This is a genomic window from Methylomonas sp. TEB (assembly GCF_047777895.1).
Lineage (GTDB): Bacteria > Pseudomonadota > Gammaproteobacteria > Methylococcales > Methylomonadaceae > Methylomonas.
Genome location: NZ_CP180476.1, coordinates 1,179,698 through 1,205,899, shown reverse-complemented (window position 1 = coordinate 1,205,899; position 26,202 = coordinate 1,179,698). Strand labels below are relative to the sequence as shown.

Annotated in this window: 26 protein-coding genes; 12 read left to right on the top strand and 14 right to left on the bottom strand. The window is 51.4% G+C overall.

From position 1 onward, the window contains the following. Positions 1 to 57: 57 nt before the first annotated feature. A complete protein-coding gene (locus tag ACMXD4_RS05480) occupies positions 58 to 1,368 on the top strand; it encodes a replication-associated recombination protein A (RefSeq protein WP_171696336.1) in 1,311 nt (436 codons plus the stop codon). 227 nt (positions 1,369 to 1,595) lie between these two features. Here ACMXD4_RS05480 and ACMXD4_RS05475 read toward each other — a convergent pair whose 3' ends face one another. Next, a complete protein-coding gene (locus ACMXD4_RS05475) occupies positions 1,596 to 1,757 on the bottom strand; it encodes a hypothetical protein (protein ID WP_165385922.1) in 162 nt (53 codons plus the stop codon). Between the two features lie 381 nt (positions 1,758 to 2,138). On the opposite strand from ACMXD4_RS05475, the gene ACMXD4_RS05470 reads away from it, so the two are divergent. Then, positions 2,139 to 2,786 (top strand): DUF2959 domain-containing protein, encoded by a 648-nt coding sequence (locus tag ACMXD4_RS05470; protein ID WP_033157019.1) that lies wholly within the window; start codon positions 2,139 to 2,141, stop codon positions 2,784 to 2,786. 92 nt (positions 2,787 to 2,878) lie between these two features. Here ACMXD4_RS05470 and ACMXD4_RS05465 read toward each other — a convergent pair whose 3' ends face one another. The 4 genes from ACMXD4_RS05465 to ACMXD4_RS05450 form a co-directional block, all read right to left on the bottom strand. Further along, entirely contained in the window at positions 2,879 to 3,586 is a 708-nt protein-coding gene (locus ACMXD4_RS05465; protein ID WP_033157020.1) for a dinitrogenase iron-molybdenum cofactor biosynthesis protein, read from the bottom strand. Positions 3,587 to 3,596: 10 nt separating this feature from the next. Further along, entirely contained in the window at positions 3,597 to 3,905 is a 309-nt protein-coding gene (locus ACMXD4_RS05460) for a rhodanese-like domain-containing protein (protein ID WP_415880093.1), read from the bottom strand. Between the two features lie 35 nt (positions 3,906 to 3,940). Then, positions 3,941 to 4,516 carry a hypothetical protein gene (locus ACMXD4_RS05455; protein ID WP_171696337.1) on the bottom strand — a complete coding sequence of 192 codons (576 nt, stop codon included), beginning with the start codon at positions 4,514 to 4,516 and terminating at the stop codon, positions 3,941 to 3,943. Between the two features lie 254 nt (positions 4,517 to 4,770). Beyond that, positions 4,771 to 5,610, bottom strand: a complete 840-nt coding sequence (locus tag ACMXD4_RS05450; protein ID WP_415880092.1) for a TOBE domain-containing protein — start codon at positions 5,608 to 5,610, stop codon at positions 4,771 to 4,773. 218 nt (positions 5,611 to 5,828) lie between these two features. Here ACMXD4_RS05450 and ACMXD4_RS05445 point away from each other — a divergent pair, with 218 nt between their 5' ends. The 4 genes from ACMXD4_RS05445 to ACMXD4_RS05430 are packed head-to-tail and all read left to right on the top strand — an operon-like array spanning position 5,829 to position 9,845. Beyond that, complete coding sequence (locus tag ACMXD4_RS05445; protein ID WP_415880091.1) at positions 5,829 to 7,325, top strand: alginate export family protein; 1,497 nt, start codon at positions 5,829 to 5,831, stop codon at positions 7,323 to 7,325. A gap of 26 nt (positions 7,326 to 7,351) precedes the next feature. Then, the gene (gene modA, locus ACMXD4_RS05440; protein WP_415880090.1) at positions 7,352 to 8,122 is read left to right on the top strand and encodes a molybdate ABC transporter substrate-binding protein; all 771 of its coding nucleotides are present in this window, start codon (positions 7,352 to 7,354) and stop codon (positions 8,120 to 8,122) included. 57 nt (positions 8,123 to 8,179) lie between these two features. Beyond that, the gene (locus ACMXD4_RS05435) at positions 8,180 to 8,608 is read left to right on the top strand and encodes a TOBE domain-containing protein (RefSeq protein ID WP_033157025.1); all 429 of its coding nucleotides are present in this window, start codon (positions 8,180 to 8,182) and stop codon (positions 8,606 to 8,608) included. Between the two features lie 55 nt (positions 8,609 to 8,663). Continuing rightward, positions 8,664 to 9,845 (top strand): molybdenum ABC transporter ATP-binding protein, encoded by a 1,182-nt coding sequence (locus tag ACMXD4_RS05430; protein WP_415880089.1) that lies wholly within the window; start codon positions 8,664 to 8,666, stop codon positions 9,843 to 9,845. Positions 9,846 to 9,855: 10 nt separating this feature from the next. Here ACMXD4_RS05430 and ACMXD4_RS05425 read toward each other — a convergent pair whose 3' ends face one another. The 3 genes from ACMXD4_RS05425 to ACMXD4_RS05415 all read right to left on the bottom strand — a co-directional run bounded on the left by ACMXD4_RS05425 (position 9,856) and on the right by ACMXD4_RS05415 (position 13,842). Further along, the gene (locus tag ACMXD4_RS05425) at positions 9,856 to 10,623 is read right to left on the bottom strand and encodes an HAD family hydrolase (RefSeq protein WP_415880088.1); all 768 of its coding nucleotides are present in this window, start codon (positions 10,621 to 10,623) and stop codon (positions 9,856 to 9,858) included. 347 nt (positions 10,624 to 10,970) lie between these two features. Continuing rightward, complete coding sequence (locus ACMXD4_RS05420; RefSeq protein ID WP_415880087.1) at positions 10,971 to 12,788, bottom strand: S8 family serine peptidase; 1,818 nt, start codon at positions 12,786 to 12,788, stop codon at positions 10,971 to 10,973. Positions 12,789 to 13,068: 280 nt separating this feature from the next. Further along, positions 13,069 to 13,842, bottom strand: coding sequence for a PEP-CTERM sorting domain-containing protein (locus ACMXD4_RS05415; protein ID WP_415880086.1), 774 nt, complete (start codon positions 13,840 to 13,842; stop codon positions 13,069 to 13,071). A gap of 699 nt (positions 13,843 to 14,541) precedes the next feature. On the opposite strand from ACMXD4_RS05415, the gene ACMXD4_RS05410 reads away from it, so the two are divergent. Together ACMXD4_RS05410 and ACMXD4_RS05405 are read left to right on the top strand one after the other, a co-directional pair. Next, complete coding sequence (locus ACMXD4_RS05410; protein ID WP_415880085.1) at positions 14,542 to 15,237, top strand: hypothetical protein; 696 nt, start codon at positions 14,542 to 14,544, stop codon at positions 15,235 to 15,237. A gap of 295 nt (positions 15,238 to 15,532) precedes the next feature. Further along, positions 15,533 to 16,039, top strand: coding sequence for a glutathione peroxidase (locus tag ACMXD4_RS05405; RefSeq protein WP_033157028.1), 507 nt, complete (start codon positions 15,533 to 15,535; stop codon positions 16,037 to 16,039). On the opposite strand, the gene ACMXD4_RS05400 is transcribed toward ACMXD4_RS05405, so the two are convergent. The 5 genes from ACMXD4_RS05400 to ACMXD4_RS05380 all read right to left on the bottom strand — a co-directional run bounded on the left by ACMXD4_RS05400 (position 16,029) and on the right by ACMXD4_RS05380 (position 20,228). Next, positions 16,029 to 17,210 carry a flagella assembly protein FlgT middle domain-containing protein gene (locus ACMXD4_RS05400; RefSeq protein ID WP_415880084.1) on the bottom strand — a complete coding sequence of 394 codons (1,182 nt, stop codon included), beginning with the start codon at positions 17,208 to 17,210 and terminating at the stop codon, positions 16,029 to 16,031. The two genes, ACMXD4_RS05405 and ACMXD4_RS05400, sit on opposite strands and share 11 nt — an antisense overlap. After that, a complete protein-coding gene (locus ACMXD4_RS05395) occupies positions 17,200 to 17,892 on the bottom strand; it encodes a hypothetical protein (RefSeq protein ID WP_415880083.1) in 693 nt (230 codons plus the stop codon). Before ACMXD4_RS05395 ends, ACMXD4_RS05400 begins: the two co-directional genes overlap by 11 nt. Positions 17,893 to 18,006: 114 nt before the next feature. Further along, entirely contained in the window at positions 18,007 to 18,348 is a 342-nt protein-coding gene (gene rsfS, locus ACMXD4_RS05390) for a ribosome silencing factor (RefSeq protein ID WP_101051849.1), read from the bottom strand. Beyond that, positions 18,349 to 18,990 carry a nicotinate-nucleotide adenylyltransferase gene (gene nadD / locus ACMXD4_RS05385; protein ID WP_415880082.1) on the bottom strand — a complete coding sequence of 214 codons (642 nt, stop codon included), beginning with the start codon at positions 18,988 to 18,990 and terminating at the stop codon, positions 18,349 to 18,351. It lies immediately after the preceding gene. Then, positions 18,990 to 20,228 carry a glutamate-5-semialdehyde dehydrogenase gene (locus tag ACMXD4_RS05380; RefSeq protein WP_415880819.1) on the bottom strand — a complete coding sequence of 413 codons (1,239 nt, stop codon included), beginning with the start codon at positions 20,226 to 20,228 and terminating at the stop codon, positions 18,990 to 18,992. Before ACMXD4_RS05380 ends, nadD begins: the two co-directional genes overlap by 1 nt. 215 nt (positions 20,229 to 20,443) lie before the next feature. Between ACMXD4_RS05380 and ACMXD4_RS05375 the strand changes: the two genes are divergently transcribed. Continuing rightward, positions 20,444 to 21,556, top strand: a complete 1,113-nt coding sequence (locus ACMXD4_RS05375) for an NADH:flavin oxidoreductase/NADH oxidase (RefSeq protein ID WP_415880081.1) — start codon at positions 20,444 to 20,446, stop codon at positions 21,554 to 21,556. 88 nt (positions 21,557 to 21,644) lie between these two features. Next, positions 21,645 to 22,862, top strand: a complete 1,218-nt coding sequence (locus tag ACMXD4_RS05370) for an MFS transporter (protein ID WP_415880080.1) — start codon at positions 21,645 to 21,647, stop codon at positions 22,860 to 22,862. A gap of 30 nt (positions 22,863 to 22,892) precedes the next feature. On the opposite strand, the gene ACMXD4_RS05365 is transcribed toward ACMXD4_RS05370, so the two are convergent. Further along, a complete protein-coding gene (locus ACMXD4_RS05365; protein WP_165786265.1) occupies positions 22,893 to 23,036 on the bottom strand; it encodes a hypothetical protein in 144 nt (47 codons plus the stop codon). Positions 23,037 to 23,416: 380 nt separating this feature from the next. On the opposite strand from ACMXD4_RS05365, the gene ACMXD4_RS05360 reads away from it, so the two are divergent. Continuing rightward, positions 23,417 to 24,496, top strand: coding sequence for a PAS domain-containing protein (locus ACMXD4_RS05360; RefSeq protein WP_415880079.1), 1,080 nt, complete (start codon positions 23,417 to 23,419; stop codon positions 24,494 to 24,496). Next, on the top strand, positions 24,493 to 26,163 hold the full coding sequence (locus ACMXD4_RS05355) for an ATP-binding protein (protein ID WP_415880078.1): 1,671 nt from the start codon (positions 24,493 to 24,495) through the stop codon (positions 26,161 to 26,163). The genes ACMXD4_RS05360 and ACMXD4_RS05355 overlap by 4 nt, the downstream gene beginning before the upstream one ends. The last annotated feature ends 39 nt before the right edge of the window (positions 26,164 to 26,202 follow it).

Genomic DNA, 26,202 nt, shown 5'->3' with positions numbered 1-26,202 from the left:
CGGCAATTCTAAAGAAAAATGCCGCCATTGCCTATTTGTTTTACCGAGTCCCCGCAAATGAAGAATGCTACCGCCTTTGACAATACCGCCTATGCGCCACTTGCGGCCAGAATGCGACCGACTACGCTGGACGATTTCATCGGCCAGCAGCACCTGCTGGGCAAGGGCAAATCGCTGCGCGTGGCTATCGAACAAGGCGTACCGCACTCGCTGGTATTTTGGGGACCGCCCGGCGTCGGCAAAACCACGTTAGCCAAAATCATTGCCGCCAGCGCACATTGCCATTTCATCGAATTGTCGGCAGTCATGGCCGGCGTGAAAGAAATCCGGGCCGCAGTGGCCGAGGCGGAAGACGTCAAACAAAGCCGCAATCTGAATACCGTGGTGTTTATCGACGAGATTCATCGTTTCTCCAAAAGCCAGCAGGATTCCTTGTTGGCCCCCATCGAAAGCGGCGCGATTATTTTATTCGGTGCCACCACCGAAAATCCTTCGTTCGAATTGAATAACGCTTTGTTGTCGCGCTTGCGGGTTTACGTGATGCGCAGTATCGAAACCGAAGATCTGCAAGCCTTGCTGCACAACGCATTGACCGACAAAGTACGCGGACTGGGTAGTCGGGATTTGCGGATCGAAGACGATATATTGACCATGATCGCCAAAGCCGCCGACGGCGATGCCCGCCGCTGTCTGAACATCTTGCAAATCGCCGCCGACCTGGCGGAAAACCTCGACGGTCGGGAAACCGTGAGTCGGGAAGTGTTGGACGAAGTACTATTAGGCCACGCCAATCGCTTCGACAAAGGCGGCGATATTTTTTATGACCAAATTTCGGCTTTACACAAATCGGTACGCGGCACCGATCCGGACGCCGCTCTTTATTGGTTTGCCAGAATGCTGGACGGTGGTTGCGATCCTTTGTATATCGCCCGCCGAGTGATTCGCATGGCATCCGAAGACATAGGTAATGCCGACCCGCGCGGCCTGGAATTAGCGTTAAACGCCGCAAACGCTTACGAGCGTCTGGGTAGCCCGGAAGGTGAACTTTCGCTGGCACAAGCCATCGTTTACCTGGCCTGTGCGCCGAAAAGCAATGCGGTATACGTGGCCTATAAAGCGGCAATGGCGGACGCCCGCAATAGCGGCTCGCTGGAAGTCCCCATCCATTTGCGCAACGCGCCGACCAAATTAATGAAGGAATTGGGACACGGTGCGGAGTATCGCTATGCCCATGACGAAAAAAATGCTTATGCCGCCGGCGAAAACTATTTTCCGGAAGCGTTAAAAACCCGGCAATATTATTTTCCGGTGGAACGCGGTTTGGAGATAAAAATAAAAGAGAAACTGGGCTTTTTAAGGAAATTATAAAAATTCAAACCCGCACGCAATCTACCGGCGTAGCTCAGATTGACCAATGCGAGATATATCTAAAAAGATGACAACCTTGATATTATCGATAGCAGTATTTTCTAACTCTTAACACTAATATCATCCAGGCAAAAAAACTCCCGCAAACCTGTGAGGTTGCGGGAGTATGAACACAAGCGAATAATGAAAAATATCGCTTGCAAGTCTCTGACCATATTGAAAAAATTTCAATTCTTAACTGCTTGCACACGATTATTTAATAAAATCGTACTCCATAATGCCGCCACCCCAAACATCATTGTTGACAATATAAATTGCCCGGAAACAAAAGCGACTATACCTAAAAATGATACAGAACCGATAAATACATCTTTTTTTAATTCGTTCATTTGCGCCACCTAATATAAAAAATAATTAACAATTTAATAGTTTAATAGTTTTTTAAATCATCCCAAATCTTCAATACCCTGTTCGAAAACGTGGCTTAAGTAAAACCTAAAATCGAATCATCCGCCACCGGCAATCGATAAATTTTGAATAGCTATCGCATTATTTTACTTTCAACAATATCCAGATCTACTGTAACCCTGATTAAATCTGGAGTTTGCTTATTGATGTTTATTGCGTTTTAAAACACCAAGTCAAATATGTGAATATATTCACAATCGAACGTCCACACTCAGTCTAGCTGCGTCAGAACCCGGTAAGCACCCGAAGTTGAAGTACACAAACACGGGCTTATAATGCATCCACCAACCCACGGAGCTTTTATGAAATTCAGTTCACGATTTAGTTTGTTTTTGTTGATGTTTGGCTTAGCCGCCTGCTCCAGCGCCTATTACAGCGGCCTGGAGAAAATCGGCATACCCAAACGCGAAGTGATGGTGCATCGCGTGGAAAAAGCCCGCGATACTCAAGAGGAAACCAAGCAACAATTTAAGTCGGCGCTCGAACAATTCACCGTGATGACCAATTTCAAAGGCGGCGATTTGGAAGCCACCTACAACAAACTGAACGGTGAATATGAGGCCAGCGTCAAGAAAGCGGCGGAAGTGAACAAGCGCATCGCTGATATAGAGGACGTCTCCAACGCACTATTCAGCGAATGGGAAACCGAACTAACCCAATACAGCAATGCTTCACTAAGACGGAACAGCCAGCAAAAGTTGACGGCCACCAAAGCGCACTATCAACAACTGCTAGCGGCAATGCGCAAAGCCGAAACCAAAATCGAGCCGGTACTCAGCGTATTTCGCGATCAGGTGCTGTATCTGAAACACAATCTGAATGCCCAGGCCATTGCTTCGCTAAAAGGTCAGCTAGACTCGGTTAAATCGGATGTATCGGCTTTGGTTGTGGAAATGGAAAAGTCGATTAACGAGGCAGATGCGTTTATCAAAACGATGGAAAAGCAATAACGCTCCGCGATTGAATTATTACGACCAAAGCTAAGCGGAACAAAAACTTACCCTCTCCACGGAGAGGGTAAGACGCACAATTTCAGAGCCTCTTATTCCTGATGAGCGAAACGCTTCCGCTCCTCGGCACTTTTACCGAGAGCCTTCGCCATCCAAGGCGGCGCAGCGTCAAACACTTTCTGAAACTCGGTGAGTTTCTCCACCGCATCGATCACATCGGGTTCCTTGATCGGATAAATATCGGCGCGAATCACCTTGGCGGCCGCCGGCCCACCAATGGATTGCACAAACAATACGTGGCAATCCTTGATCATATTGGCCCGGAATAGATTTCTGTCATCGGCGCTGTCGGCTTCCACTGTCGAGCGAATATCGATCAAGCGCATATCAGATCGGGACAATTGGTAGACCAAAAACCGAATACAGGAACCAAAATGACCGTTCAATAGCTGCCCGCTATTGGAGGCAATCGCCACCCGAATCGATTCCGGAATATCACCCTCTTTATAAGGCATGATTTCCGGCAGCCCCTCGTCTTCGTCTTCCTCGCCCCACAAATACCGGACCGCCAGCTTGATGTTTTCCAGACCGATGCCAATATCTTCGCCGTCTTCCTCGCCATCCAGACTTCCGATGCCGGTCTTCAGATTGGTAACGGTAATCGATTTCAGTTTTTCGTCATCCAACGGCGAGCCGACTTTTTCGTGCAACACACCGATCAACTTCGGTACATCTACTCCCGGCAAAATCCGCGAAGCCAGTGCAATACGCAAAGCCAGATCTCGTGATAATTGTTCCATAGCGTCACCCTTAAAGTTTGTGCTGTTCTTTCCAGTCGGAATAGCCGCCGGCCATGCTGTAGACCTGTTGAAAACCAAAATCGCCGAACATTTCCGCCAAATGCTCGCTGGCATGGCCGTAATAGCAATAAATCAGCAAAGGTTTGGCCTTGTCGGCTTTTTTTAACAGCGAATCGCGCAATTGCTCGTGGACATGCATGGCATTGTCGATATGCCCGGCCCGATAATCCTTGAGATCGCGGCAATCCAATATCATCGGTTGCTGTTCAGCGATCAGCTTTTCGGAATCGACAGCGGAAATAGTTTTAAAATTTTTCATGGCGCATTCCCCAAAAAAGGTCCGCGGAACCCAACTTAAACCGGCCCAACGGCTAAATCTTTTTTAACCTCAATAGTTTGCGACAAAGCTGTCTCCAAACTGATCGGCTCGGCTTTGATTTTATAGCCCTTGGCTGCCTCATATGCAGTGATGACCTTGTCTTCGCCGGATTGGCCTTTCAGATCGGATTTTTCGATATAAAGCTCTTCCAGCATCAAATTCCAAACCATGCCTTCCTGATGCGGCAATAAATTGAAAACAACGCCGTCTAAAACGATTTGCGTTGGTTTGGCGATGTTTTGCACGTAAAACAGCGTGACGGTTTCAGGCGTCAAGGCATCCTTATACTTTTCAACGAATACCGGCAGATCCTCCAATTGAAAAAACAGGCCGTTGATAAACAGAATTTTGTCGCTGTCCGCTAATATCGCTGATTGATTGATCACCAGCTCCGGGGTTTTCCGGTCCCGAATATTCGTCGACCCTTCACGCAACTCGCCTTCGACCAACACCAAGTCGCCGCGAAACGCCGAAATGCCGGCTTTGCTGGTTTTGCCAACTAAGGTTGTGATCCATAAAAGCCCTTGGCTGTCGTATTTTTCAAGTAGCATCTGCTTAAATCCCCAATGAAAGGTAATGAATGAAAAGTCGTTAACAGCATGCAAGCAAAACACTTGCCAGGAAGATTAAAACCACACCAAACCCATGGTTGAGACGGTTTTTGCTTGGTTTTCTGATGGGAATCATTCGCGGAAACCGGCAGTTTGGCGGCGAAGCGACCCGACAATGTCGCAAACGCGACAATTATCGAATGATGATTATTTAAGATTTGTAGGATTTATAACGAATATCTTTATCGGCCTAGCTAACAGTCGCCGGTAGGCACCAATGCAGCCAAGATCACGGCATTACTCTTAAACACGGCTGTCGCATTGGCGCCAGGTTTGAGTGTAAGAGCCTCAGCGCTAATCTGGGTGATAGTGGCAGCAATGGTTTCGCCACTGGGTAATTGGATAATCACTTCAGAATCCACACCATCAAAATGGATGCGAATCACACGACCAGCCAGACGATTCCGCGCCGACAATCCATGAAACCCAAGATCATCATCACCCAACACCAAAATATCCGGCGCATTGACCAATAACACGGCGTCGCCGCCTACCTTCAATTGCAAATTTACACATGTTGCCAACGGCACACTGGCAACAACTTGCTCTCCCCCCTTCAATGACACAAATACTTCGACGTTTACTGCGCCAGAATTGATCTTGGCAATCGTTCCGAACAGCTGGTTTCCGGCACTGGTTTTAATCACCTGACGTTTCAACAAAAGCATTACATCCGGATCGTCGATCAAACTTTGATTGAGCTGCTGCAAAAGGGTGCGATGCTGATCCTCTAGGCGGGCAAATAGCTTGAGCAAGGACAAACCCGCCGCCGTTAGCTTGGTACCGCCTCCCTTGCTGCCGCCCGTCGCGGTGGCTACTAAAACCTTCGGAGCCAGATTATTTGCACGCTCTATCATCTGCCACGCACCTTTGTAGCTTAATCCAGCCTGTTTGGCGGCTTGATTGATAGATCCGCTTTGCTCTATTGCCCGTAGCAAGCTGATCATGCGCCGATCCAAAATACCGGCTAGACGCAATTCACCTTCAAGCCAAGGTAGTTCTAGCGCCTTTGGATTTTTCTCTGGTGTAGACATTATTCAATTATTTATCTGATTTGAACAAAACGGATTGGCAACAAACACTATTTCCCACATTGAAATAAGTTATTTTTGTTTTTCGTTATTTACTTTTGTACATAACGAAAAGTAGACTGCCAACATTCCTTGGCCGTGATGAACACCATAGCAAAGTCATACAAAAGCCAGGACATTATCATAAACCCAAGGCATTTAACCCGCTTAATAGGTAAACCATGGCCCCCAAAAACCGTTATCGCAAAGTCTGTTTTCTCACGGCAATGAGTGTGATCACAACGAACAGCCTCTATATTGACGTAAGTGAAGCGGCGGAAAATAAAACCTACAGCAAGCCGCCCATGGCCGCATTTTCCAGTCAGATACAGGACGCCCTGCTGGGCAACGACAAATTCGAAAAGCCGGTCTGGAATCTGCACGACTCGCTGAATCTGCCAAAATGGCTGGATGCGTCTGTAGAGCAACGCACCCGTTACGAAACGATGGACGGCAACTTCAAGGCCAACGGCCGGGGTGGTGATCAGCAAATCGCCTTGCAAACTGCGCTATGGCTACAAGCGCACATCGCTAAATTCAGTATAGGTGCGGAATTTCTCGATGCCCGCGCCTTGGGCGCCGATAGTGGTTCCGGCGTGAATAACACCCACGCGGATGCAGCGGACTTTATTCAAGGTTATCTGGCCTGGGCAGATCAAAACCTGTTTTACAGCGGCATCGGCGCTGAAATTGTGGCGGGGCGGCAAACGCTGAACTTGGGCAGTCGCCGCTTAATTGCCCGCAATGCGATGCGCAACGACATCAACAGTTTTACCGGCGTAAAACTCCGGCTGCTGAATTACGATCAATGGCAATTTACCGGCTTTGTAACGATGCCGGTCAACCGCTACCCGACCGCTTCAGCTGATATTCTCAACGAGGTCCACGAGTTCGACGAAGAAGACACCCACACCTGGTTTTCCGGCGGCTTTTTGGAACTGTACAACTTGGCCTGGGGCGTCAACAGCGAAGTTTATCTATATCATCTCGACGAAGGCGACAGCATCCGCAACCCCACCCGCAATCGCCGCTATTTCACCCCCGGTGTACGATTTTTCCTGAAACCCAAAAAAGCCAATTTCGACTTTCAAACTGAAACTATCGGTCAGCTAGGCACCGTCCGTTCCAGTACTGCCGCCAGCAATGGCCGCGATTTGGAGCACGCTGCCTGGTACCAACATGCCGATGTCGGCTATACCTTCGATGCCTCTTGGTCACCGCGTTTTGCGTTGGAATACGACTATGCCAGCGGTGACGAGAACCCAAACGACAATCAAGACCAACGCTTCGACACCTTGTACGGCGCACGGCGCTTCGAGTTCGGCGCGACGGGTATGTATGGCGCATTCGCCCGCAGCAATATCAGCACGCCTGGTTACAGAATCGCCGCCGCGCCGCGCAGCGATGTGCAGCTTGGACTGAGTCACCGTTTCTATTGGCTGGCATCGGCCAGAGACAGTTGGACGGCGGCCGGTTTGCAAGATAGCAGCGGTCCTAGCGGCGATTTTGTCGGTCAACAATTGGAATTGACCGCCCGTTGGGATTTCAACAGCAGCCTAAATTTCGAAACCGGCTGGGCACATCTGTTCAAGGGCGAATTCGCCAAAAAAGCACCGTCGGCACCGACTGTTAAAGACGACGTCGATTACGTTTACGTGCAGAGCCAATTACGGTTTTAGCCGCTTCATCATTAAGGAGAAATAGCATGTCGTTTATCGCTTTAAACCGAATTATTCTGACCCTATCGCTGGCTGCGTTAAGCACAATAGCGCAAGCCGAAACGACTTTAGTCGCGGTGGCGGCTAACTTTACCAAACCCATGACCGAGATCGCCGAGGCATTTGAAAAAGCCAGCGGCCACAGTGCCAAGCTTTCCTTCGGATCGTCCGGCAAATTCGTCGCCCAATTTGAGAACGGCGCGCCGTTTGAGGTGTTTCTATCGGCTGATGACAAAAGCCCGCTGAAACTGGAGCAATCCGGTTTGGCGGTGGCCGGCACCCGCTCTACTTATGCCATCGGTAAGTTGGTACTGTGGTCCAGCAACCCTAGTTATGTGGACGAGCAAGGCCAAATTCTCAGCAAAGGTGACTTCAAGCATCTGGCTCTGGCTGATCCGAAACTGGCACCTTACGGCGCAGCGGCAGTGGAAGTCCTGAAAAGCCAAGGTTTATTGGAAAAACTGCAACCCTTATTCGTGCAAGGCGAAAACATCGCCCAAACTCATCAATTTATAAGTACCGGCAACGCCGAGCTGGGCTTTGTGGCTTTATCGCAAGTGATCGAAAACGGCAAAATTGGTTCGGGCTCCGGCTGGATCGTTCCGAAACATCTGCATACTCCCATTCTGCAAGATGCGGTGCTGCTGAAAACCGGCGCCGAAAATCCGGCAGCGCAGGCTTTGCTGGCGTTTCTAAAATCACCGCCGGCATTAGCGATCATCGAGAAATACGGCTATGCCTTACCGGCTGTCAATTAATTTTCCACGCAATACCGTTATGAGACGGACTCCCCCCACTTTTCACGAGGAATTACTATGAAAACCAGCGCACGTAACCAATTTTCCGGCACCGTTAATCAAGTCATCATCGGTGCTGTCAACGCCGAGGTGCATGTTGGCTTAAAAGGCGGCGAAACCATCGTCGCCTCGATCACCAAAGAATCCGTTGAAAACTTGGCCATCGAAACCGGCAAGAAAGTCATCGCGTTGGTTAAAGCGCCGCAAGTGATCGTCGTCACCGATTTCGGCGGTTACCGGATTTCGGCGCGCAACCAGCTGGAAGGCACGATAACTGACGTCAAGCCCGGCGCGGTCAACACCGAAGTGGATATTGCCCTGCCCGGCGGCGACAAAATCGCGGCTACCGTCACCAACGATAGCGTGGAAACCCTGGGGCTGCGTAAAGGCCAAACGGCCACGGCAATATTCAAGGCCGGCGCGGTGATTCTTGGCGTGCAAGGCTAATAAAATGTGCGACCCGGCCACCAAGCCGGGTTGGCTTTAACCACCGGAGGTGGTCATGCTGCTGGAAATGAATGTCAAACTGCGTCGCGGTCATTTCGACCTCAGCACGCAATGTTCGGTGGGCGACATCAGCGTTGGCCTGTTCGGACAATCCGGCGCCGGCAAAAGTACCTTACTGGGGTTGATCGCCGGCACTATCCAGCCGCAAAGCGGGCATATTGCCCTGGACGGCAAGATTTTGTTCGACAGCCGCAAAGGCATCGTAATGCCCCGCGAACAACGGCCGATAGGCGCTGTATTGCACATCGATTGCGCCGACGCCAGCGAAACCGTGCGCGACAATTTAACCGCCACTTATTATCGAACCCTCAAGCAGCGCCGGCTGTTCAAACCGGACTATCTAATCAACTTACTGGAACTGGGCGCCAACCTGGACCAGCCTATCGAATGGCTCTCGGTTGGGGAACGCCAACGAGTGGCGCTCGCCCGTTCCCTGCTGAAATCGCCAAAACTCTTGTTATTGGATGAGACTTTTGCCGCCATCGGCCATGGTTACCGCTCGCAACTGCTGCCGATTTTAAAACGCCTGCAAGACGAATTCGGCTTGCCGGTACTGTATGCCAGCCAGTCGCTGGGCGAGATTCTGGAATTGACCGACCAGCTGATCGTGCTGGAACATGGTCAGGTGCTGCGCAGCGGCTCCTTGCGCGAAGTGGCCAAACAACAAGGTATCTTGCGTTATCTGGGAATCCGCCAGATCGACAACATCTTGCCGATCAGTATCCGCAGTCACGATGTCCAGGCGGGTTGCAGCATGGCGGACAGTTTCGGTCTGCCGCTGGCGTTGCCGCTACGCCCCCAGTTTGCAATCGGCAGCCAGAGCCAAGTATCGATACGCGCCAACGACATCGCTCTGTCTCGGGCCTACATTGATGGCATCTCCATTCAGAATCAACTAAAAGGCCGGATCTGCGCGATCATTCCCAGCGGCGAAAGCCTGATCGTGCAAGTCGATTGCGGGGGGACTTTATTGGTGGAAATTACGCCGGGCGCCTGTCAGAGCATGGCGTTGCGGGAAGGCGACGTGGTGTATTGCCTGATTAAAACTCACGCCATCGTTTATCTGGCCGAGATGGACACCCTACCCTACCAACGCATTGTCAGCCACGGCGACGGCTACTATTATTTGAACAATGCCGGCGTCGACACCCACAGTGTTTTGGAATACCGCTACTGAATTCTGCGGTTTATACGGCACCCAAACTGTCGCTGAGAAAAGTATCTAACTGTTGCAGCGCGATTGCTTGCCCCGCTGCAACGGCATGGTCTGCGGCAAGGTTATAACCCCAGAGGGCGAGGAATAATTTCACATCCGCCAACTCCGGATGTTTTTGCACCCCATCGAGTGCCGGTAGACGATCCTCAGTGAAATAAATCGACTGGCCCGGATGCTGAGCTTTCAATCCTTTCAGGATTTCCGGTTTGCTGAGCTTGCGGTCCATCCCGAAAATCCTTTCGTCGGCCAACTCAATCTGATTGGCACTAAGGATTTCCTTGACGAAGCGCTCTTGCTTGGTCGTAATCACACACCACAAATGCCTCTGGCCCAAGCGCCGCAATTTTTCCGCAACCCCCGGATACAAAGGATTCTTGGCTATCCAATCGGCACGATTACTAGCAATCCAATTGTCGCGAGTATCACCGAACAGCTTTTTCAAATCGTCGATGCTTAAATGGATTTCATCCAGCATCCGTTGCACTTTAGCGGCGTAGTTGGCGTAAATAGCGGCAGTGCTTTTGCCCAAATACATGAGGCGGATGATCAGAATAGCTTCGTAACCCGTCTCGATAATCGGTCGCACTTCGCGAAACTGCTCAACGATAGCCTGAGGTACCTCGTCAGGCATGTCTTTCCAAATAGTAGTGCCGGCTTTCCAGCCGGTGATCGCGGTTTCTACCGCACTGTCACAGACAACGCCATCAAAATCCAGTGCATAAATAATCGAATCGTTCATTGAAATAGGGGTATCCGGAGTCACGGTAAGTGAGCGGTATTGTAACGGATGAAGCGGCGGATAATCTGGATTGCATCGCAAAACTTTCCAGTAATCGTGTCACCCTCAATCATTCTTAACCCGGCTCTTAAATACCCCTCGCCTTTTTTCCTTGAGGGTACTGAGTTAATCGAAAGGCGCTCCAGCCTGGGCTTCGACACGCTCAGCTCGCACGGAATACCCGTGATCAATAGGGCCGGGGTAAGCGCTACGAATCCCGCAAAAAACAGGGGCGGAATACACCCCTGTTTTTAATTGCCTTTACGATACCGCCAACAAAACTGTTGGCAGTTTTCCGAATACGAAGGCTACTTACTGACGAGAATACTGACGGTACCGGTTTTATTGGCGGTATCGGTGGCAACCGCTTTTATCGAATGGCTGCCGGCAGCCACTTTCTTGACATTCCAGCTATAGCTCAAGGTTTTGTTAGTCGTAGACGACACCAGCTTGTTATCGATATAAAGCTGCACTTTAGCGACGGCAACGTCGTCATTAGCAGCAGCAGAGATACTCACCACGCTACCACTCAGTTTCGCACCGTTAATCGGGTTAGAAATAGTCACGGTTGGCGCCGCTTGATCCGTGGTGCTTACCGTGGTTTGATTTTGTACGCTCACAGTCACGGCGCTTGATGAACCTTGGTTTCCGGAAGAGTCAGTCGCCACCGCCGTTAAATTGATATTGCCGTTTGCCACAGTCGTGGAATCCCAACTAAATGTGTAAGGCGCAGTGCCATCTGTTCCGACCAATTTACCCCCTGCGTAAAATGAAACCTGGCTTACTGCGACATTATCATTAGCGTTAACAGCCACAGAGGTCAAACCACTGACCACAGCGCCAGCGGTTGGAGATGAAATGGCAGCTGTCGGCGCGAGAGTATCTCTAGCCACTGTATTGAGCGCTAATTGGACTGCGGCGCTAGCATTGATACGTCCATAGCCATAGTTTGGATCAAAATTAACGCCGGATACTTTATCGGCAGAATCTTTCAGCACTTTTTCGACATCCGCAGGCACCAAATTGGGATTTGCCGCTTGAATCAACGCGACCACGCCTGCAGTGACCGGACTAGAAAATGAGGTTCCGTTCCAATTGGCATACCCGCCACCTCTGAGCAGGGTGGCAATAGAAGTGCCGGGAGCGGCGACATCAATAAAGGCGCCAAAATTGGACCAACTGGCTTTCGCATCATTCCAATCGCTTGCTGAAACAGAAATCATGTAGGGATTATCGGTATATCCGGGATCGACTCCGTCGTTGGCGCCTGCAACAACCACTAATCCGCCTTTGGCATTCATATACTGCGCTGCCGATGACACGGCCGAACTAGCACTCACACCGTAGCTAATATTCGCGACATCGGCACCATTATCTGCCGCCCAACTCAAACCCCGTGCTATATCACTCCAATAAGCGTATCCCGTAGAATCGTTAGTAATCCTCACCGGCATCACTTTCGCATTCCAGGCCACGCCGGCAACCCCAATAGCGTTATCGGTGACAGCCGCCGCTGTGCCGGCAACAGCCGTACCATGACCATTGATGTCAGAGGTATCAGAGCCGCCGTCCACGGCATTCCAGCCCGGAATCATATGATTAGCCAAATCCGGATGCGAACCATCAACGCCGCTATCCAATACAGCTATTGTAATGCCATCAGCTTTGGAAACATCCCAAGCCCCAGGCGTTTGTATTTTTGCTAAATGCCACGCACCGGCAAAATTCGGATCATTCGGGGTAGTCGTACTCATTGGCTGAACCATATCCAGCTCAGCGAACTCGATATGGGGATTTTTTGATAGCGCCCGCACCACCGCTTCTTCCGCTTGTTCAGGAACGCTAACGATATGAACCGGCAAATTGCCGATCTTTTCGCTGCTTTTACCTTGATTGCCCCGCAGAATTTTTTCAAACTCCGCATCAGCCAAACCCGCATTGGGCTTAACTAAAATTTGCCCTGGTTTCCACGTTTTGGCGACGTTACCAGCGGAGGCTGGCAACTGTTGCATATCCTGGTTTATTTGCAAAATTTCCTGGTCGAGCAAGTATTTATCAAGATAAATGATTGCAGGCACTGCCAGTAGCGCAACACCTAGAGTGATGTATAAATTTTTTTTGTTCATGACTGTTCCCCTCGTTTTTATTTTGAATGTCCAAATCTTAAACACCTCATCCTTGGCTTCTTGCCTTGAGGCTTTCTGAACGTAAGCTAATTTGAATGTTCGGAATCAGCTTTCTGCTTGGAAGAAAGTCTAAAAAAACTGGGCTGCCATTACTGTGACTTTACTTTCAGAATCACCATAACGGCCATGGGGTAACACATGTTGCTAAAACTGCCAGACAATTTCTAAAAAAAACGCCGGTTTAACCGGCGTTTTTTAGGCGTGTAAACAAATCGGACAATCAGACTTTGCTTTTACGTGACAACCCCATGCCCAACAAGCCCATACCCAGCAAAGCCACAACACTTGGCTCGGGCACGCTGCCTTGGCTACCGCCGCCGCCGCGTGTGTAATTGCCTATAAGGAAACCGCTATCGGAACAACCTGCACAACCTGCCGTACTTAGTGATTGCAAATGCGCACCCAATTGACCGGCAGGTAACGTAGCTTCCGAGCTCTGTAGTGCTGCTGCGGAATAAAAGTCATCCAAAGTCCAATTACGGTTTAAGGTTGCGGTAAACGACAAATTCACGGCATTAGTGACGTTGTTTCCGTTACCTGGCGGATCAACAGCTTCAAAAAGAAACGTGGGATTGAAGTTCCCTCCACCTACTGTCGATGCTGGACTGTTGATAACCCAACCCGCTGGCGAAAACCCACCAAAAAGAACATTGGCAGCATTAACCGAAGATCCCAGATTGAAATAAAACTCATCGAGCTTTGCATTTGGATGCAGAGGCGAAGCGATATCCACTGTCCAAGTAGCTACTGTGTCAAGGACATTTATGCCGACGTTGATGAACAGGTTATCCGGATTATCGGTTCTGGGATCGCCTGTTAGGCTACCCGCTACGGTAAATGAGGCCGCTTGAGCGCCTCCTCCGAAAATTGCGGCTGACGATAAAAATCCCGCCAACAGTATGTGTTTAATCGTTTTGGTTTCCATAATCCCCCCAATATAAAAATCTGTACAGTCCTTTTGAATACTTTCTTTGGTTAAGTTTCCGTTAGGCATTCCACGAAATCGTACGATTATTAAGCAAATAGGAAGCCAAGAATAATTTAAATTTATAAAACAATTGCTTAAATAAAAATCATCCTATCAAAACAATTTCAACCACCACGAACTGTAAATTTTTACGTCAGCATTTGCTTACATTACCGTGCATTACAATTCAAACCTACCTGAGCATCAACTAAGAAAAACTGCGTCGTGGCATCAACTTAATCGGTTTTTCCCCAGGGATTTTCATTAAGTTTTTTTGCAAATCCAATGCCAGAGCGCTTTTGCAAAGCAATTTCAGGAAAAAATCCCGACACATTGTCATAAAAATTTAACACTACCCCGATCCACAATTTTCATTTGGAAATTCAGCATTTTTGCCTGTAAAAAAAACTGACAACACACTTACGCTGTTTAATGTTTTGCCAGTCATGATCAATTGACCCAATCGAAAAATTGAAACTTCGTTTTTTTAATACAGAAAACCTACCTGGGAGAATGCACCGTGGCTAGTGCTGCCCAAGCGCGGGCCTTGCGACTCGACAAATCAACTATTTCAAGGATCTATGGTATAAAGCGCTGCGATTTAATCGTAGCGCTTCCATCATGCTTTGGAATACAAGCTGCGGAAGCTATGCCTAGAAAGCCAATCGGTAACGCTGTAGGTGTTAGTTAGTTTTGGATTAATAACAATATTGAGGGGGACAAATCATGATAGAACTTCTGGTAATCTTAGGGCTGGCAGTAGTCGGTTGGCTGGTCTGGAAAGGCAAATTAAAACTCAAGCCAATTGGCAAGACGCCGGAGAACAAACAGGCGACACCGCCTCAACCAGTTGCTTCCCGTGCAGCGAATTCCCCTTCGCAACCGGATACCGCGTCGCCAACGACTCCAATAGCGCAAGAAATCGAGACCCCGGTAGAGTCTCCCGTCCAAGCGCCTGAACCAATTGCCGAACCCGCGCCACAGGCGCCAATCGTCACAGCAGTTACCGAAGAGCCGAGAACACCGACGAAAGAAGAGCCGGCAATCAAAATACCGGAAGATTCAGTATTAAAACGCCATTATCTGGCAGCATTGCAAGCGGAGAAAGAGGCCCTCAGCAATCCCTATCCCACCGACTCCGTGCTGCGCCGTCACTACGAAACGCTGCACAAAATCGCATCGCCTCAGCATTCACAAGCGGTGGACGAATCGGCGCCCTCCCAGCCGGAAGCTGCGGCGCAGCCAGCCAGCCCTGTAGAAGCGGTTCTGCCTGAAGATTCGTCAGTGCAGACGCAGGACCTTGAGCAATTACGCCGCGAAATTGCAGCCGAATTGCCAACACCGCCTACCGACTCGGTGTTGAAACGTCACTATGACAGCTTACTGCAAACCAAACTGCAACAACGGCTAGCCTCACAATAGGCACTGAGAAATCTCGGCAGGTCTCAACAGCCGCCCATACGCCAGGACGCTATGGGCGGTCGTCCCGCGAAAGAGTTGCCTAGGCGGTATACCTTCAAAGCCCATTAAAATTCCTGGTAAGCCCCCCATGCAAATATGGGTATGTTGGCACTACAGATTTTTGACAATCCGATGAATAACGGTATGCTGGGTAAATGTTTGTCTATGCATCTTGATGGGGATACATAGGCTTTAAGAAGCGCCATCTCAACGTTTACGACAAGCACAAGTAATTCGATAACTGACCGGCATCAGCATGAATGACATATACCAATTCTCGGCGACTAACATTAACGGCGAAACTGTCGCTTTGGCAGATTACCGCGGAAAAGTGCTGCTAATCGTCAACACCGCGAGTCGATGCGGCTTTACCCCGCAGTTCCGTGGCTTGGAAGCGCTGTACCAGACCTATAAAAGCCGCGGCTTAGTGATCCTGGGGTTTCCGTGTAATCAATTCGGCCAGCAAGAACCCGGCGATAGCCAAGAAATTGCCAGCTTTTGCGAACTGAACTATGGCGTTAGCTTCCCCATGTTCGAAAAAATCGACGTTAACGGTAACCACGCACATCCGCTGTTCGAGTATTTGAAAACCTCAGCCCCGGGCATCCTGGGTTTAAATGCCATTAAATGGAATTTCAGCAAATTTCTGGTCGGCCGAGATGGCAAGGTTTTTAAACGCTATGCGCCGATAGACACGCCGGCAGGTATCAGTAAAGACATAGAACGCTTACTGAGTTTGAGCGACGCCCCCGTTAAGGCGTAGCAAAACTTTTCACCCAGTCGCCCGGCCTTACTGCACCGGCAACCGCCGAAGAATCAAGAGTACCCGCCGCCGTAGCAGCACTAACGTCGGTTATCGTCAGGATGCCTTGCGACTCGCCCAAACCCGCTCCCGCCGTACCGCCGGCAGACGCCGAATAAATCATCAGCTTATCACCGACTCTGATTTTATCCTGGGCGCCGGCGGCAATTACGATCCGGTTGTCGCCAGCTTGGATTACACGGGTGGTAAAAGGATAACAGCCGAATAATTTATGAATATCTTCGCTGGCCTGCTGAATGATCTCGCTGATGGCGTGCCCGGCCGACGTGGAGTTGAAACGCTCGCTACCCACCGTATAGCCGCTCGGCAGCGAGACGTCGCCCAGGATGGAATCGGTATAACGATGTTGAAACAGCAAGGCACCGCTAAAACCGTCGTAAACAAATACGTCAATCCCAACACTACGGCGGGCGACGAAATCCCTGACCATCGATTTTAAATCCGCCAGCGCGCCGCTACCACGCACGTATTCTGTGGATTCCACCCGAAAATCGCGAATCACGCCCGATAACACGAACTGCGCGTTCTGTTGCTTGGCAATATTCAGAATAACCGACTCACCACTACCCTCGGCAAAGCGAATCTCCGGCGCCATATCGGGCCGGCTGTATAAAGAGGTATTAGTCAGATTGCGGCCGATAAAATCGCCGGTTTCCATCAACTGGTTATTAATTTCTCGGGGAATGCCGCTGTATAAATCCTGGCTTTCGGTGCCGCTGATTTGATCGGCGTTCATGACCGGAAAACCGGTGGCGACTATTTTTTTCCGATACGGCGAACCGCAGCGCTGCTTATCGGACAACACTGCCAGCACCTGCACATGATAAAGATCGGCATCCTGCCATTCGTCGACCACCTTAATATCACTAACCAGCATCGCCGAGTTATTGTTGCGTTTGAGCTGCAAGGATGCCTGATGCACCGCGTCGTCGATAGCCGCGCGGCGGGCTGCTTCGATACCGCCGCCAACGATTGGCGCACTGCCTTGCACGCTGACCTGCTGGCCAGACACGGCAACGCCATTCTCATCGCCGCCCCGCTTACTATTACCGCTGCTGCATGCAGCCAGCAAAGCGATCAGTAACACTGTTAGCAAGTTTTTATAAGGCACTATAAAATCCGTTGATCAACAAATACTGAAATATCGTCCGCAAGCCGGTATTGGCTATCCATTCCACATCGTAAAGACCGGCTTCCAGCAAAGTATCGTCCACGACATTGGGCTTTTTGGAAAAGCCAGACACATAATATTGATCGCTACAATCGCGTGCGCCGCAGGCCAGGTTGGCCGAAGTCACCGTTGCCGCTTTATAGCCCAGCCGGGTAAACGCTAGTTTGTTATCTTCCTGCAGACACTGGCCAACGACATAGGTATCGCCGGACATACATTGGTAAAAACGCGGGCTAAGACGCAATTCCAGCGTCGTTTTTAAATTGTCTCTGACAGTCCGGTAATCGGCGGCACGCGCTTCGCGTAAGTAACTATCCAGATAAACCCGGTAAACCTCGTCGCGCATCACTTGAGCGCCGACCGTGGTTTGATTGCCCAATTTTTCTTGATACAGCAAATCCGCCAAGCCGCGATAGGCATCCAGTTTTGCAGCTTGTTGCGCTTGTAACCAGCGTTGATTAACCGCCAGCTTACCGCTATCGTCAAAACGGCTATAACCGCTAGCGCGCAGGGTTTTTCCGGCTGACGGCGACGGCGCCTCGGCACTTTTGCCGCCCACGGACGCACACCCCGCCGCGACTGCCATGATCAACAGCAAACAGATTGTCTTAAACGCTTTCATAACCCCTCCTCCTACTCGCCTAAGTCATCGACTACTTGGGCTTTTTCTTGAGGGCGGATGACAAATTATGCCCTTGAGCCGCTGGAAATTTATTTCAGCAAATCACGGGCAAAACTAGCTATGCGTCTTGTCGCCAGCCACTGACCAAAGTTTTTCCAGCTGATACAGTTCGCGGGCCTGACCGGTCATCACATGCACAATCACATCACCCAAATCCAACAAAATCCAGTCAGAACTCTGATCGCCTTCCAATCCCAGCGGCTGCTGCCCCTGCTCCTTGACCTTTTCCACTACATAATCACACAGCGATTTGGCATGCCGAGACGAGGTACCGGTGGCGATGACCATATAATCGGTGATACTGGTTTTGCCACGCACATCGATAGTCTTGATGTTAAGGCCTTTGCGGTCGTCGAGCTCGGTTTCGACCAGCTTAAGTAATGCTTCTGTTTGCATTCAATTTCCTGTGTGATGAATGAGGGGTTGATATAAATGATGCCTGCGAATCAATTCGATGACCCGGTCGGGCAGTAAAAATTGTGGATCGCGCCCGACAGCCACCAGTTCGCGGATGGCGGTAGCGGAAATCGCCAGCGCGGTGACTTCCTGGAAGGTTAACAGTCCTGCATTCTGCCGGCTTAATTGGGCTCTGTCTTCGGCGATTCGCTGCTGCAAAAACGCCGATAGCGCCGATCCGGCATAGCCCGGTCGAGTCATCACCACGATGTGCGCATAATCGAATAAGCCTTGCCATTGATGCCAACGCTCCAAACCGGCAAAGGCATCGGCACCGATAAACAGCAACAAAGGCGTATTACCTATTTCGTTACGCAAGGAATGCAGCGTATCGACCATATACGAGGGCCCCGCCCTATCCAACTCGCGCCGATCAACGTTAAAGCCGTGAGTATCGGCGACGGCGGCTTCCAGCATTTGCAAACGCAGGTGCGCCGGCACGTCGGGTTCGTCTCGGTGCGCCGGCAGACGGCAGGGAATCAAGCGCAGCTGCTCCAATTCAAACAGCTCTTTCACTTCCAGCGCGGTGCGCAAATGGCCGTAATGGACCGGATTGAACGTGCCGCCGTAAACCCCGATCATTATTGGCGGATATGCCCGTCGCCCAGCACGATGAATTTCAACGAGGTCAGACCATGCAAGCCAACCGGACCGCGCGCGTGCAATTTATCGGTACTGATGCCAATCTCCGCACCCAAACCGTATTCAAAGCCGTCGGCAAACCGGGTAGAAGCATTGACCATCACCGAGCTGGAATCCACTTCGCGCAAAAAGCGCCGCGCCAAGGTGTAATCCTCGGTGACGATGGCCTCGGTATGCGCGGAGCTGTAGGTATTGATATGCGCTATCGCCTCGTCGATGTCGGCGACAATCTTGATGGACAAAATCGGCGCCAAATATTCGGTATGCCAATCTTCTTCAGTCGCGCGTACAGCGTTTTTGATCAAGGAACAGGTTTTCAAGCAACCGCGCAGTTCCACGTTTTTTGCCGCATATTGTTCGGCCAAAATCGGCAACACCGTCGCGGCGATACTTTCCGCCACCAGCAAGGTCTCCATCGCATTACAGACGCCGTAGCGATGGGTTTTCGCGTTCATCGCAATCGCCACTGCTTTATCCAAGTCGGCTTTGCCGTCGATATAGACATGGCAAATACCGTCCAGGTGCTTGATCACCGGGATAGTCGCTTCGCCGCTGATCCGTTCGATCAGGCTTTTGCCGCCACGCGGCACGATCACGTCAACATAATCCTGCATCGTAATCAGCTCACCGACTGCGGCCCTATCGGTGGTTTCCACCACTTGCACAGCCTGCTGCGGCAAACCGGCAGCGGCTAATCCGCTGGCAATGCACACCGCAATCGCTCGATTGGAATGAATCGACTCGGAACCGCCCCGCAAAATACAGGCGTTGCCCGACTTCAAGCACAAGGCCGCCGCATCGACAGTAACGTTAGGCCGCGATTCGTAAATAATGCCGATCACACCCAAGGGCACGCGCATTTGCCCCACCTGAATCCCGCTGGGCTGATAGTTAAGATTGGTAATTTTCCCAACCGGATCGGGCAGCGCGGCAACCTGCTTCAGGCCTTCTATCATGGCTTGGATGCGGGCTGGTGTCAGTTCCAGACGATCCAGCGACGCCGGATCCATACCGTTCTGTTTGCCCGCCGCCAGGTCTTTGCGATTTTCGCTGGCTATCTCGGCGCTACCGGCGGCGATAGCCTCGGCAATTTTCAATAAAGCGCTATTTTTCCGCCCGCTCTCGGCCTTGCTGATCTCGCGGCCGGCCGCTCTGGCCTGTTGCCCCAATTGCTGCATGTACTGTTTAACGTCCACAATTATCGACCCGATGAATTGGAAAAGCCGGCATTATAGCAAGCCGGGCCAAGTTACAACGAATGCGGCAAACTCAACGCCCTTTCCTGACGTAAATTCGGCACTGCACGACAGAGCCCTTCCCATTGCCAAGCCAGAACCGAGCTCGTAGACTGCAACATTGGATTAACACCCACTTTATTCAAAGGTACCCTGAAATGAGTCAGCTTTTTTCGCCGTATTCCCTCGGCACGGTTACGCTGCCCAACCGTATCGTCATCGCGCCGATGTGCCAGTACTCGGCGACCAACGGCGAAGCCAGCGATTGGCATTTAATGCACCTGGGCAATTTGGCGATGTCCGGCGCTGGCTTGTTGATTATCGAAGCCACTGCAGTGGAACCGGAAGGCCGCATCTCGCCGGCCGATCTCGGCCTCTGGTCGGACGGCACCGAAGCCGCTTTGGCCAGGGTGTTAACTGCGGTGCGAAAATATTCGCAGATACCCATAGCGATTCAGCTGGCACACGCCGGCCGCAAGGCTTCCACCGCCGCGCCCTGGGACGGTGGCGGTCTGGTCAATATCGAACAAGGCGGCTGGCAGACCGTGGCACCGTCGGCACTGCCTTTTATGCCGGACGACCCCGCGCCGACTGCGCTCGATGCCAGTGGATTACAACGCATGGTGCAGGCGTTTGTATCTGCGGCAAAGCGCGCGCATAAGCTAGGGCTCGACGCCATCGAGATACACGCCGCCCACGGCTACTTGCTGCACGAATTTCTTTCGCCCTTATCCAATCAGCGTGACGACGAGTACGGCGGCTCGCTGGAAAATCGGATGCGTTTCCCATTGGCGGTATTCGAGGCGATGCGGGCTGCCGTGCCTATGCAAATGCCTATCGGCGTGCGGATTTCCGCGACCGATTGGGTGGACGGTGGCTGGGACTTGGCGCAAAGCATGATCTTTGCCAAAGCCTTGCAAGCACGCGGTTGCGCATTTATCCATGTCTCCAGCGGGGGCCTGTCGCCTTTGCAAAAAATCCCGGTCGGTCCTCATTACCAAGTGCCGCTGGCGGCTAGCATCCGCGCTGAAACTGGCCTGCCCACCATCACCGTCGGCCTGATCACGGAAGCGGAAGACGCCGAAGCCATCATCGCCGACGGCCAGGCTGATATGGTGGGCTTAGCGCGCGGCATACTCTACGATCCACGCTGGCCCTGGCATGCCGCCGCCAAACTGGGCGCCCAAGTCGCAGCGCCGCCGCAATACTGGCGCTGTCAGCCGCGCGAACAAAAGGCTTTATTTGGCGACATTCGCTTTCGGCAACGCTAAGACTTTGACTGGCTTAACCACGTCAATCAGTCACATAATAAATTCGTCCATGCAGTTGTAACCGGCTGTATTTGAATATTGGAGATTCATGCGTTTTTTAGGCACTGCAAACCCCGCTTTTATAAGACTGTTAACGTTTCGCGTACTGATCGTGCTGGCCTATCAAATCGTGGCGATTGTGGTGGGTTGGCATATCTACGAACTGACGCACGACCCGCTGGCCTTGGGCCTGATAGGCCTGGCCGAAGTGGTCCCGTATTTTTGCAGCGCGCTGTTCGCCGGTTACGCTGTCGATCATTACTCACGGCGCTGGTTTGCAATTTCAGCGTGTTTGCTGTTGTGCCTCAACGCCCTGACCTTGACCGCCATCGCCGCGCAATGGATTCCCGATAATCCGCTGGTATTGATGTACGGCTCCATAGCCGTCACCGGCGTGGCGCGGGCCTTTATCGGCCCATCTTACAGCGCACTATTCGCCCTGGTTTTGCAACGTGAACAATATGCGCGCGCTGCCGGCCTAGGAAGTTCGGTATTTCAGTTTGCTTTAGTCGCCGGCCCGGCACTCGGTGGGATTCTGGTCGGCTGGGCCGGCAAGACTGTGGCTTACGGCATTTCCGGTGGTTTATGCGTGTTGGCCGCGCTGGCTTTGCTGTCCTTACGCATCAAGGAACCGCCGGCAGCGGAAAGCGCGCCGATTTTTACCAGCATCGCCGAAGGCCTGCGCTTTGTATTCAATAACCAGATCATCCTCGGCGCGCAGTTGCTGGATATGTTTGCGGTGTTGTTTGGCGGCGCGATCGCCATGCTGCCGGCGTTTATCCACGACATATTTCATTACGGCCCGGAAGGCCTGGGGATTTTACGCGCCGCACCGGCCGTTGGCGCCGTGATGACCGGCTTGTTTCTGGCCCGGCATCCCCTCAACAAGCACGCCGGGCGCTGGTTATTGATAGCCGTGGCCGGCTTTGGCTTGTGCATGATCGGCTTCGCGCTATCGACGAATTTTTGGGTGGCAGGCCTGGCTTTACTATTGTCCGGAATTTGCGACGGAGTATCGGTGGTGATGCGTACCACCATCATGCAATTGGCCACGCCGGATAACATGCGCGGCAGAGTCGCGGCGATCAACGGCATATTCATCGGCTCGTCTAACGAACTCGGCGCGTTTGAATCCGGGGTTGCCGCGCGGCTGCTGGGCTTGGTGCCGTCAGTAGTGTTTGGCGGAGGCATGACGCTGTTGGTAGTGGCGGTTACGGCTAAATGCGCGCCTAAACTACGCAGGCTGGAGCTTAATCAGCTCCAGTAATCTTCGTTTCACTAGCCAAAAACAGCGGTTTTATTCTGATTTTTTTCCGCGCATCAATAAAAAACCAGCACCAATCGTGGCTACCACTAAAACCACCATTAAGATCGGATGCTGATAAAACATGTCAAAAAATGCACCGGTGCTTTGCGATGTACCTCTGTAATACGGACCCATAATTTCTCCCCTATTTTTGCTTAATTGTCAGCTCTTTAGGCGGATAAGCTGATTCAAGTTAAAGAATTTACCTTGCAATTCAAGCTTGTCCAATTTTATTAGCCCGACTACCTACCAAACCTATCGCCACACTATTCGCGTGCCCTTAAATTGAGCCCCCTCGGCAGACTCAGGGCGAATGGGTTAAGCATCGATTCAAAAATTCCAGTGATGCACTAAAATTTAGTCTGGCTACATAAACTTCGACCGGCCAAGAATAAACAAGCCCTTCCCTTATTCTGCGTATAGAAATTATTCGAATCGCCTGGTTAAAATGAGAATAACAATAAACGTAGCCAAACCGCTGATGCCCCTTTTGCATTAGCATCAGGAGCTATCCCATGCCGCCGTTCGTCCAACATCGCACACTCAGAATTCTGCTGTCGATGGTCATTCCGATTTGCGGTGCAGTCTTCCAATATCATCTGTGGGACATCCTAAAACCGACCATCTGGATTTTTCTGTACCCTTCTGTATTTTTAAGCGCCGCCGTGGGTGGTCTGGTCGGCGGCTTGCTGGCTACGCTGATAGCGGTGGCATTAGCCGATTTTCTGTTTATCCCGCCAAGCTTTACCTTTTACATTGCAGAAACTCGCAGCATCTATTCGATGTGTATATTTTTCTCGATGGGCATACTGTTCAGCATTGTCTTCGAGCAACTGCATCGCTCTCTGCTAGCAGTCAAACGTTTGTCAAGTTTTGAAGTCAATAGCTATTCACAGCGGCTGGACCAAGCGCTCAGTGTTGCCGACGCTGGCATCTGGGAATGGCACGTCCCCAGCGGCGAAGTGTTTTGGAGCGAGAGCTTATGGCGGCTCTACGGTCTTAAAAAAAATAGTTGCCAGGCCTCCTACGACAACTGGCTAAGCACCATCGCCGAAGAAGACAGAGCGACAACACACGAAGCAATGGACCAAGCACTCAAACAAAAAGCCGACGTCCTGTTAGAGTGGCGAGTGCATTCCAAGCTGGACGGCCACACCCACTATTTGCTGTCGCGCGGCCAGCCGCTGTTGGACGAGCACGGAGAACTCCTGCTTTATCGCGGCGTGGTGATCGACATCACTGACCGCAAACAATCGGAACACGTACTACAGCAACTCACGCAAGAACTCGAAGATAAAGTCGAAGCAAGGACCAAAGAATTTTTCGATCTATACAACCAAGCGCCCTGCGGTTACCACTCGTTGTCGCCCGAGGGAACGATTTTACGGGTCAATCAAACCGAGCTGGATCTTTTGGGCTATACCAGCGATGAGTATTTAGGGCACCCGATCACCGAGTTCATGACACCCGACAGCCGAAAGCTATTCGAAAGTCACTTTCCGGAGTTTATGCGTACCGGTCACGTGCGTGATCTGGAGTTCGATTTTTTTGCAAGGACGGTAGTATCCGGCCATTTCTGGTTAACGCCGATTTGATCCGGAATGCTCAAGGCGAGGCCCAGTACTCGACCAGCACCTTGGTGGATGACCGCGAACGTAAAGCCCGCGAACAAAAGCTCCAGGACCTGAACAAATTTCTCAACGAAGTATTAGAAGTGCTGCCCTTCGGTGTGGTGGTCTACGACGAGTCGTATAAAGCCGTTTTCCGTAACAGCTTGTTTGGCAAACTTTTAAGTTATCCCTCCGAGCTGTGCAAAAAAGAACCTCTGTATTTTGCCGATGCCATTCGCTTCAATTTTGACCGGGGCGACTATCCGAATCGAACTTTTGATGACGTCCTAAACGGCTTCATCGATATGATGGCAGCGCGCGAAACCGTGTGTTTTGAACGCCAGCAAGCCAATGGCATTTATCTGGAGATTTGCGGCCAACCCATCAGTAATGGCTGGACCTTACTGACTTACACGGACATCACCCCGCACCGCTTAGCCGAACAATCGCTGGAAACCGCTCGCGGCGCAGCCGAGGCCGCCACCCGCGCCAAAAGTGCATTCCTGGCCAACATGAGCCACGAGATTCGCACCCCGATGAACGCCATACTGGGCTTGGCATATCTGCTGGAAAAAAGCGAATTGCCGGGCGATGCTAACCATTTGGTCAGCAAGATTCGCATGGCCGGACGTTCGCTGTTGGGCATCATCAACGATATTCTGGACTTTTCCAAAATTGAATCGGACAAGCTGGAAATCGAACACGCACCGTTTCGCCTGCGGGATGTTCTGGATAATTTGTCGACCATTATGTCCACCAACGCCGGCGAAAAAGAACTGGAGCTGATCATCGCCCAGCCCCCCAGCAAAATCAAGCAACTTTACGGTGACGCACTGCGGTTGGAACAGGTGTTGATTAACCTGACCAGCAATGCGATTAAATTCACCGAGCAAGGCCACGTAGAACTAGCTATCGCAGTAGTTGCCGAAGACGACCAGCAGATAACCTTGAGATTTGCGGTGCGCGACACCGGTATCGGCATTCCGGCGGATATACAGCAGGACATTTTTTCGCCTTTTTCCCAAGCCGACAGTTCGACGAGCCGTCGATTTGGCGGCACCGGCTTGGGCTTGAGTATCTGCCGGCGTTTGATCGCGGCAATGGGCGGCGAATTGCAGGTCACCAGCATCCCGGGCAGCGGCAGCGAGTTTTGGTTTAACTTGCAATTTGAACGCGGCCAAGACGCTTGGCTGGCCGCACCGGACATGGCGAATCTCCCGGTATTGGTCGCACATGGCAACCCGATTGCCCGCGAAGTGTTGGCAGATATTGTGGCCGGATTGGGCTGGAACGCAACTGTGGTCGGTTCGGGATCGGCCGCTCTTAAACATATCCAAAGCCGTTTGCTGGGGCGAGAGCCCAATCAAGTTCTGCTGCTGGACTACAAAACCCCAGGCGTGGACGGCTTCACGGTCGCGAATAAAATCCGCAACGAACTAAAGGACCATCACGACCCGATTATCATCATGGTCACTGCTCACACCAGTAACGCCTTGCAAACCCACGCTGACATGCGCCACGTCGATGCTTTACTGACCAAACCGGTCACCGCTTCGGCACTTTATAACACAGTGGCGCGAGCATTACGGGTGCGCCAAGGCGGCGAGCCGCTTAGCAGGCTGGTGAAAAACTCGAAAAGCCAAGTAAGCTAAGGCATAGATGAGGGGCCAACTGTTAAAATAGGCTACCTA

Bases quoted from the DNA above. Each gene is read 5' to 3' on its own strand.
- ACMXD4_RS05480 (WP_171696336.1), top strand. From the start codon at position 58: ATGAAGAATGCTACCGCCTTTGACAATACCGCCTATGCGCCACTTGCG.
- ACMXD4_RS05475 (WP_165385922.1), bottom strand. From the start codon at position 1,757: ATGAACGAATTAAAAAAAGATGTATTTATCGGTTCTGTATCATTTTTA.
- ACMXD4_RS05470 (WP_033157019.1), top strand. From the start codon at position 2,139: ATGAAATTCAGTTCACGATTTAGTTTGTTTTTGTTGATGTTTGGCTTA.
- ACMXD4_RS05465 (WP_033157020.1), bottom strand. From the start codon at position 3,586: ATGGAACAATTATCACGAGATCTGGCTTTGCGTATTGCACTGGCTTCG.
- ACMXD4_RS05460 (WP_415880093.1), bottom strand. From the start codon at position 3,905: ATGAAAAATTTTAAAACTATTTCCGCTGTCGATTCCGAAAAGCTGATC.
- ACMXD4_RS05455 (WP_171696337.1), bottom strand. From the start codon at position 4,516: ATGCTACTTGAAAAATACGACAGCCAAGGGCTTTTATGGATCACAACC.
- ACMXD4_RS05450 (WP_415880092.1), bottom strand. From the start codon at position 5,610: ATGTCTACACCAGAGAAAAATCCAAAGGCGCTAGAACTACCTTGGCTT.
- ACMXD4_RS05445 (WP_415880091.1), top strand. From the start codon at position 5,829: ATGGCCCCCAAAAACCGTTATCGCAAAGTCTGTTTTCTCACGGCAATG.
- modA (WP_415880090.1), top strand. From the start codon at position 7,352: ATGTCGTTTATCGCTTTAAACCGAATTATTCTGACCCTATCGCTGGCT.
- ACMXD4_RS05435 (WP_033157025.1), top strand. From the start codon at position 8,180: ATGAAAACCAGCGCACGTAACCAATTTTCCGGCACCGTTAATCAAGTC.
- ACMXD4_RS05430 (WP_415880089.1), top strand. From the start codon at position 8,664: ATGCTGCTGGAAATGAATGTCAAACTGCGTCGCGGTCATTTCGACCTC.
- ACMXD4_RS05425 (WP_415880088.1), bottom strand. From the start codon at position 10,623: ATGAACGATTCGATTATTTATGCACTGGATTTTGATGGCGTTGTCTGT.
- ACMXD4_RS05420 (WP_415880087.1), bottom strand. From the start codon at position 12,788: ATGAACAAAAAAAATTTATACATCACTCTAGGTGTTGCGCTACTGGCA.
- ACMXD4_RS05415 (WP_415880086.1), bottom strand. From the start codon at position 13,842: ATGCCTAACGGAAACTTAACCAAAGAAAGTATTCAAAAGGACTGTACA.
- ACMXD4_RS05410 (WP_415880085.1), top strand. From the start codon at position 14,542: ATGATAGAACTTCTGGTAATCTTAGGGCTGGCAGTAGTCGGTTGGCTG.
- ACMXD4_RS05405 (WP_033157028.1), top strand. From the start codon at position 15,533: ATGAATGACATATACCAATTCTCGGCGACTAACATTAACGGCGAAACT.
- ACMXD4_RS05395 (WP_415880083.1), bottom strand. From the start codon at position 17,892: ATGAAAGCGTTTAAGACAATCTGTTTGCTGTTGATCATGGCAGTCGCG.
- rsfS (WP_101051849.1), bottom strand. From the start codon at position 18,348: ATGCAAACAGAAGCATTACTTAAGCTGGTCGAAACCGAGCTCGACGAC.
- nadD (WP_415880082.1), bottom strand. From the start codon at position 18,990: ATGATCGGGGTTTACGGCGGCACGTTCAATCCGGTCCATTACGGCCAT.
- ACMXD4_RS05380 (WP_415880819.1), bottom strand. From the start codon at position 20,228: ATGCAGCAATTGGGGCAACAGGCCAGAGCGGCCGGCCGCGAGATCAGC.
- ACMXD4_RS05375 (WP_415880081.1), top strand. From the start codon at position 20,444: ATGAGTCAGCTTTTTTCGCCGTATTCCCTCGGCACGGTTACGCTGCCC.
- ACMXD4_RS05370 (WP_415880080.1), top strand. From the start codon at position 21,645: ATGCGTTTTTTAGGCACTGCAAACCCCGCTTTTATAAGACTGTTAACG.
- ACMXD4_RS05365 (WP_165786265.1), bottom strand. From the start codon at position 23,036: ATGGGTCCGTATTACAGAGGTACATCGCAAAGCACCGGTGCATTTTTT.
- ACMXD4_RS05360 (WP_415880079.1), top strand. From the start codon at position 23,417: ATGCCGCCGTTCGTCCAACATCGCACACTCAGAATTCTGCTGTCGATG.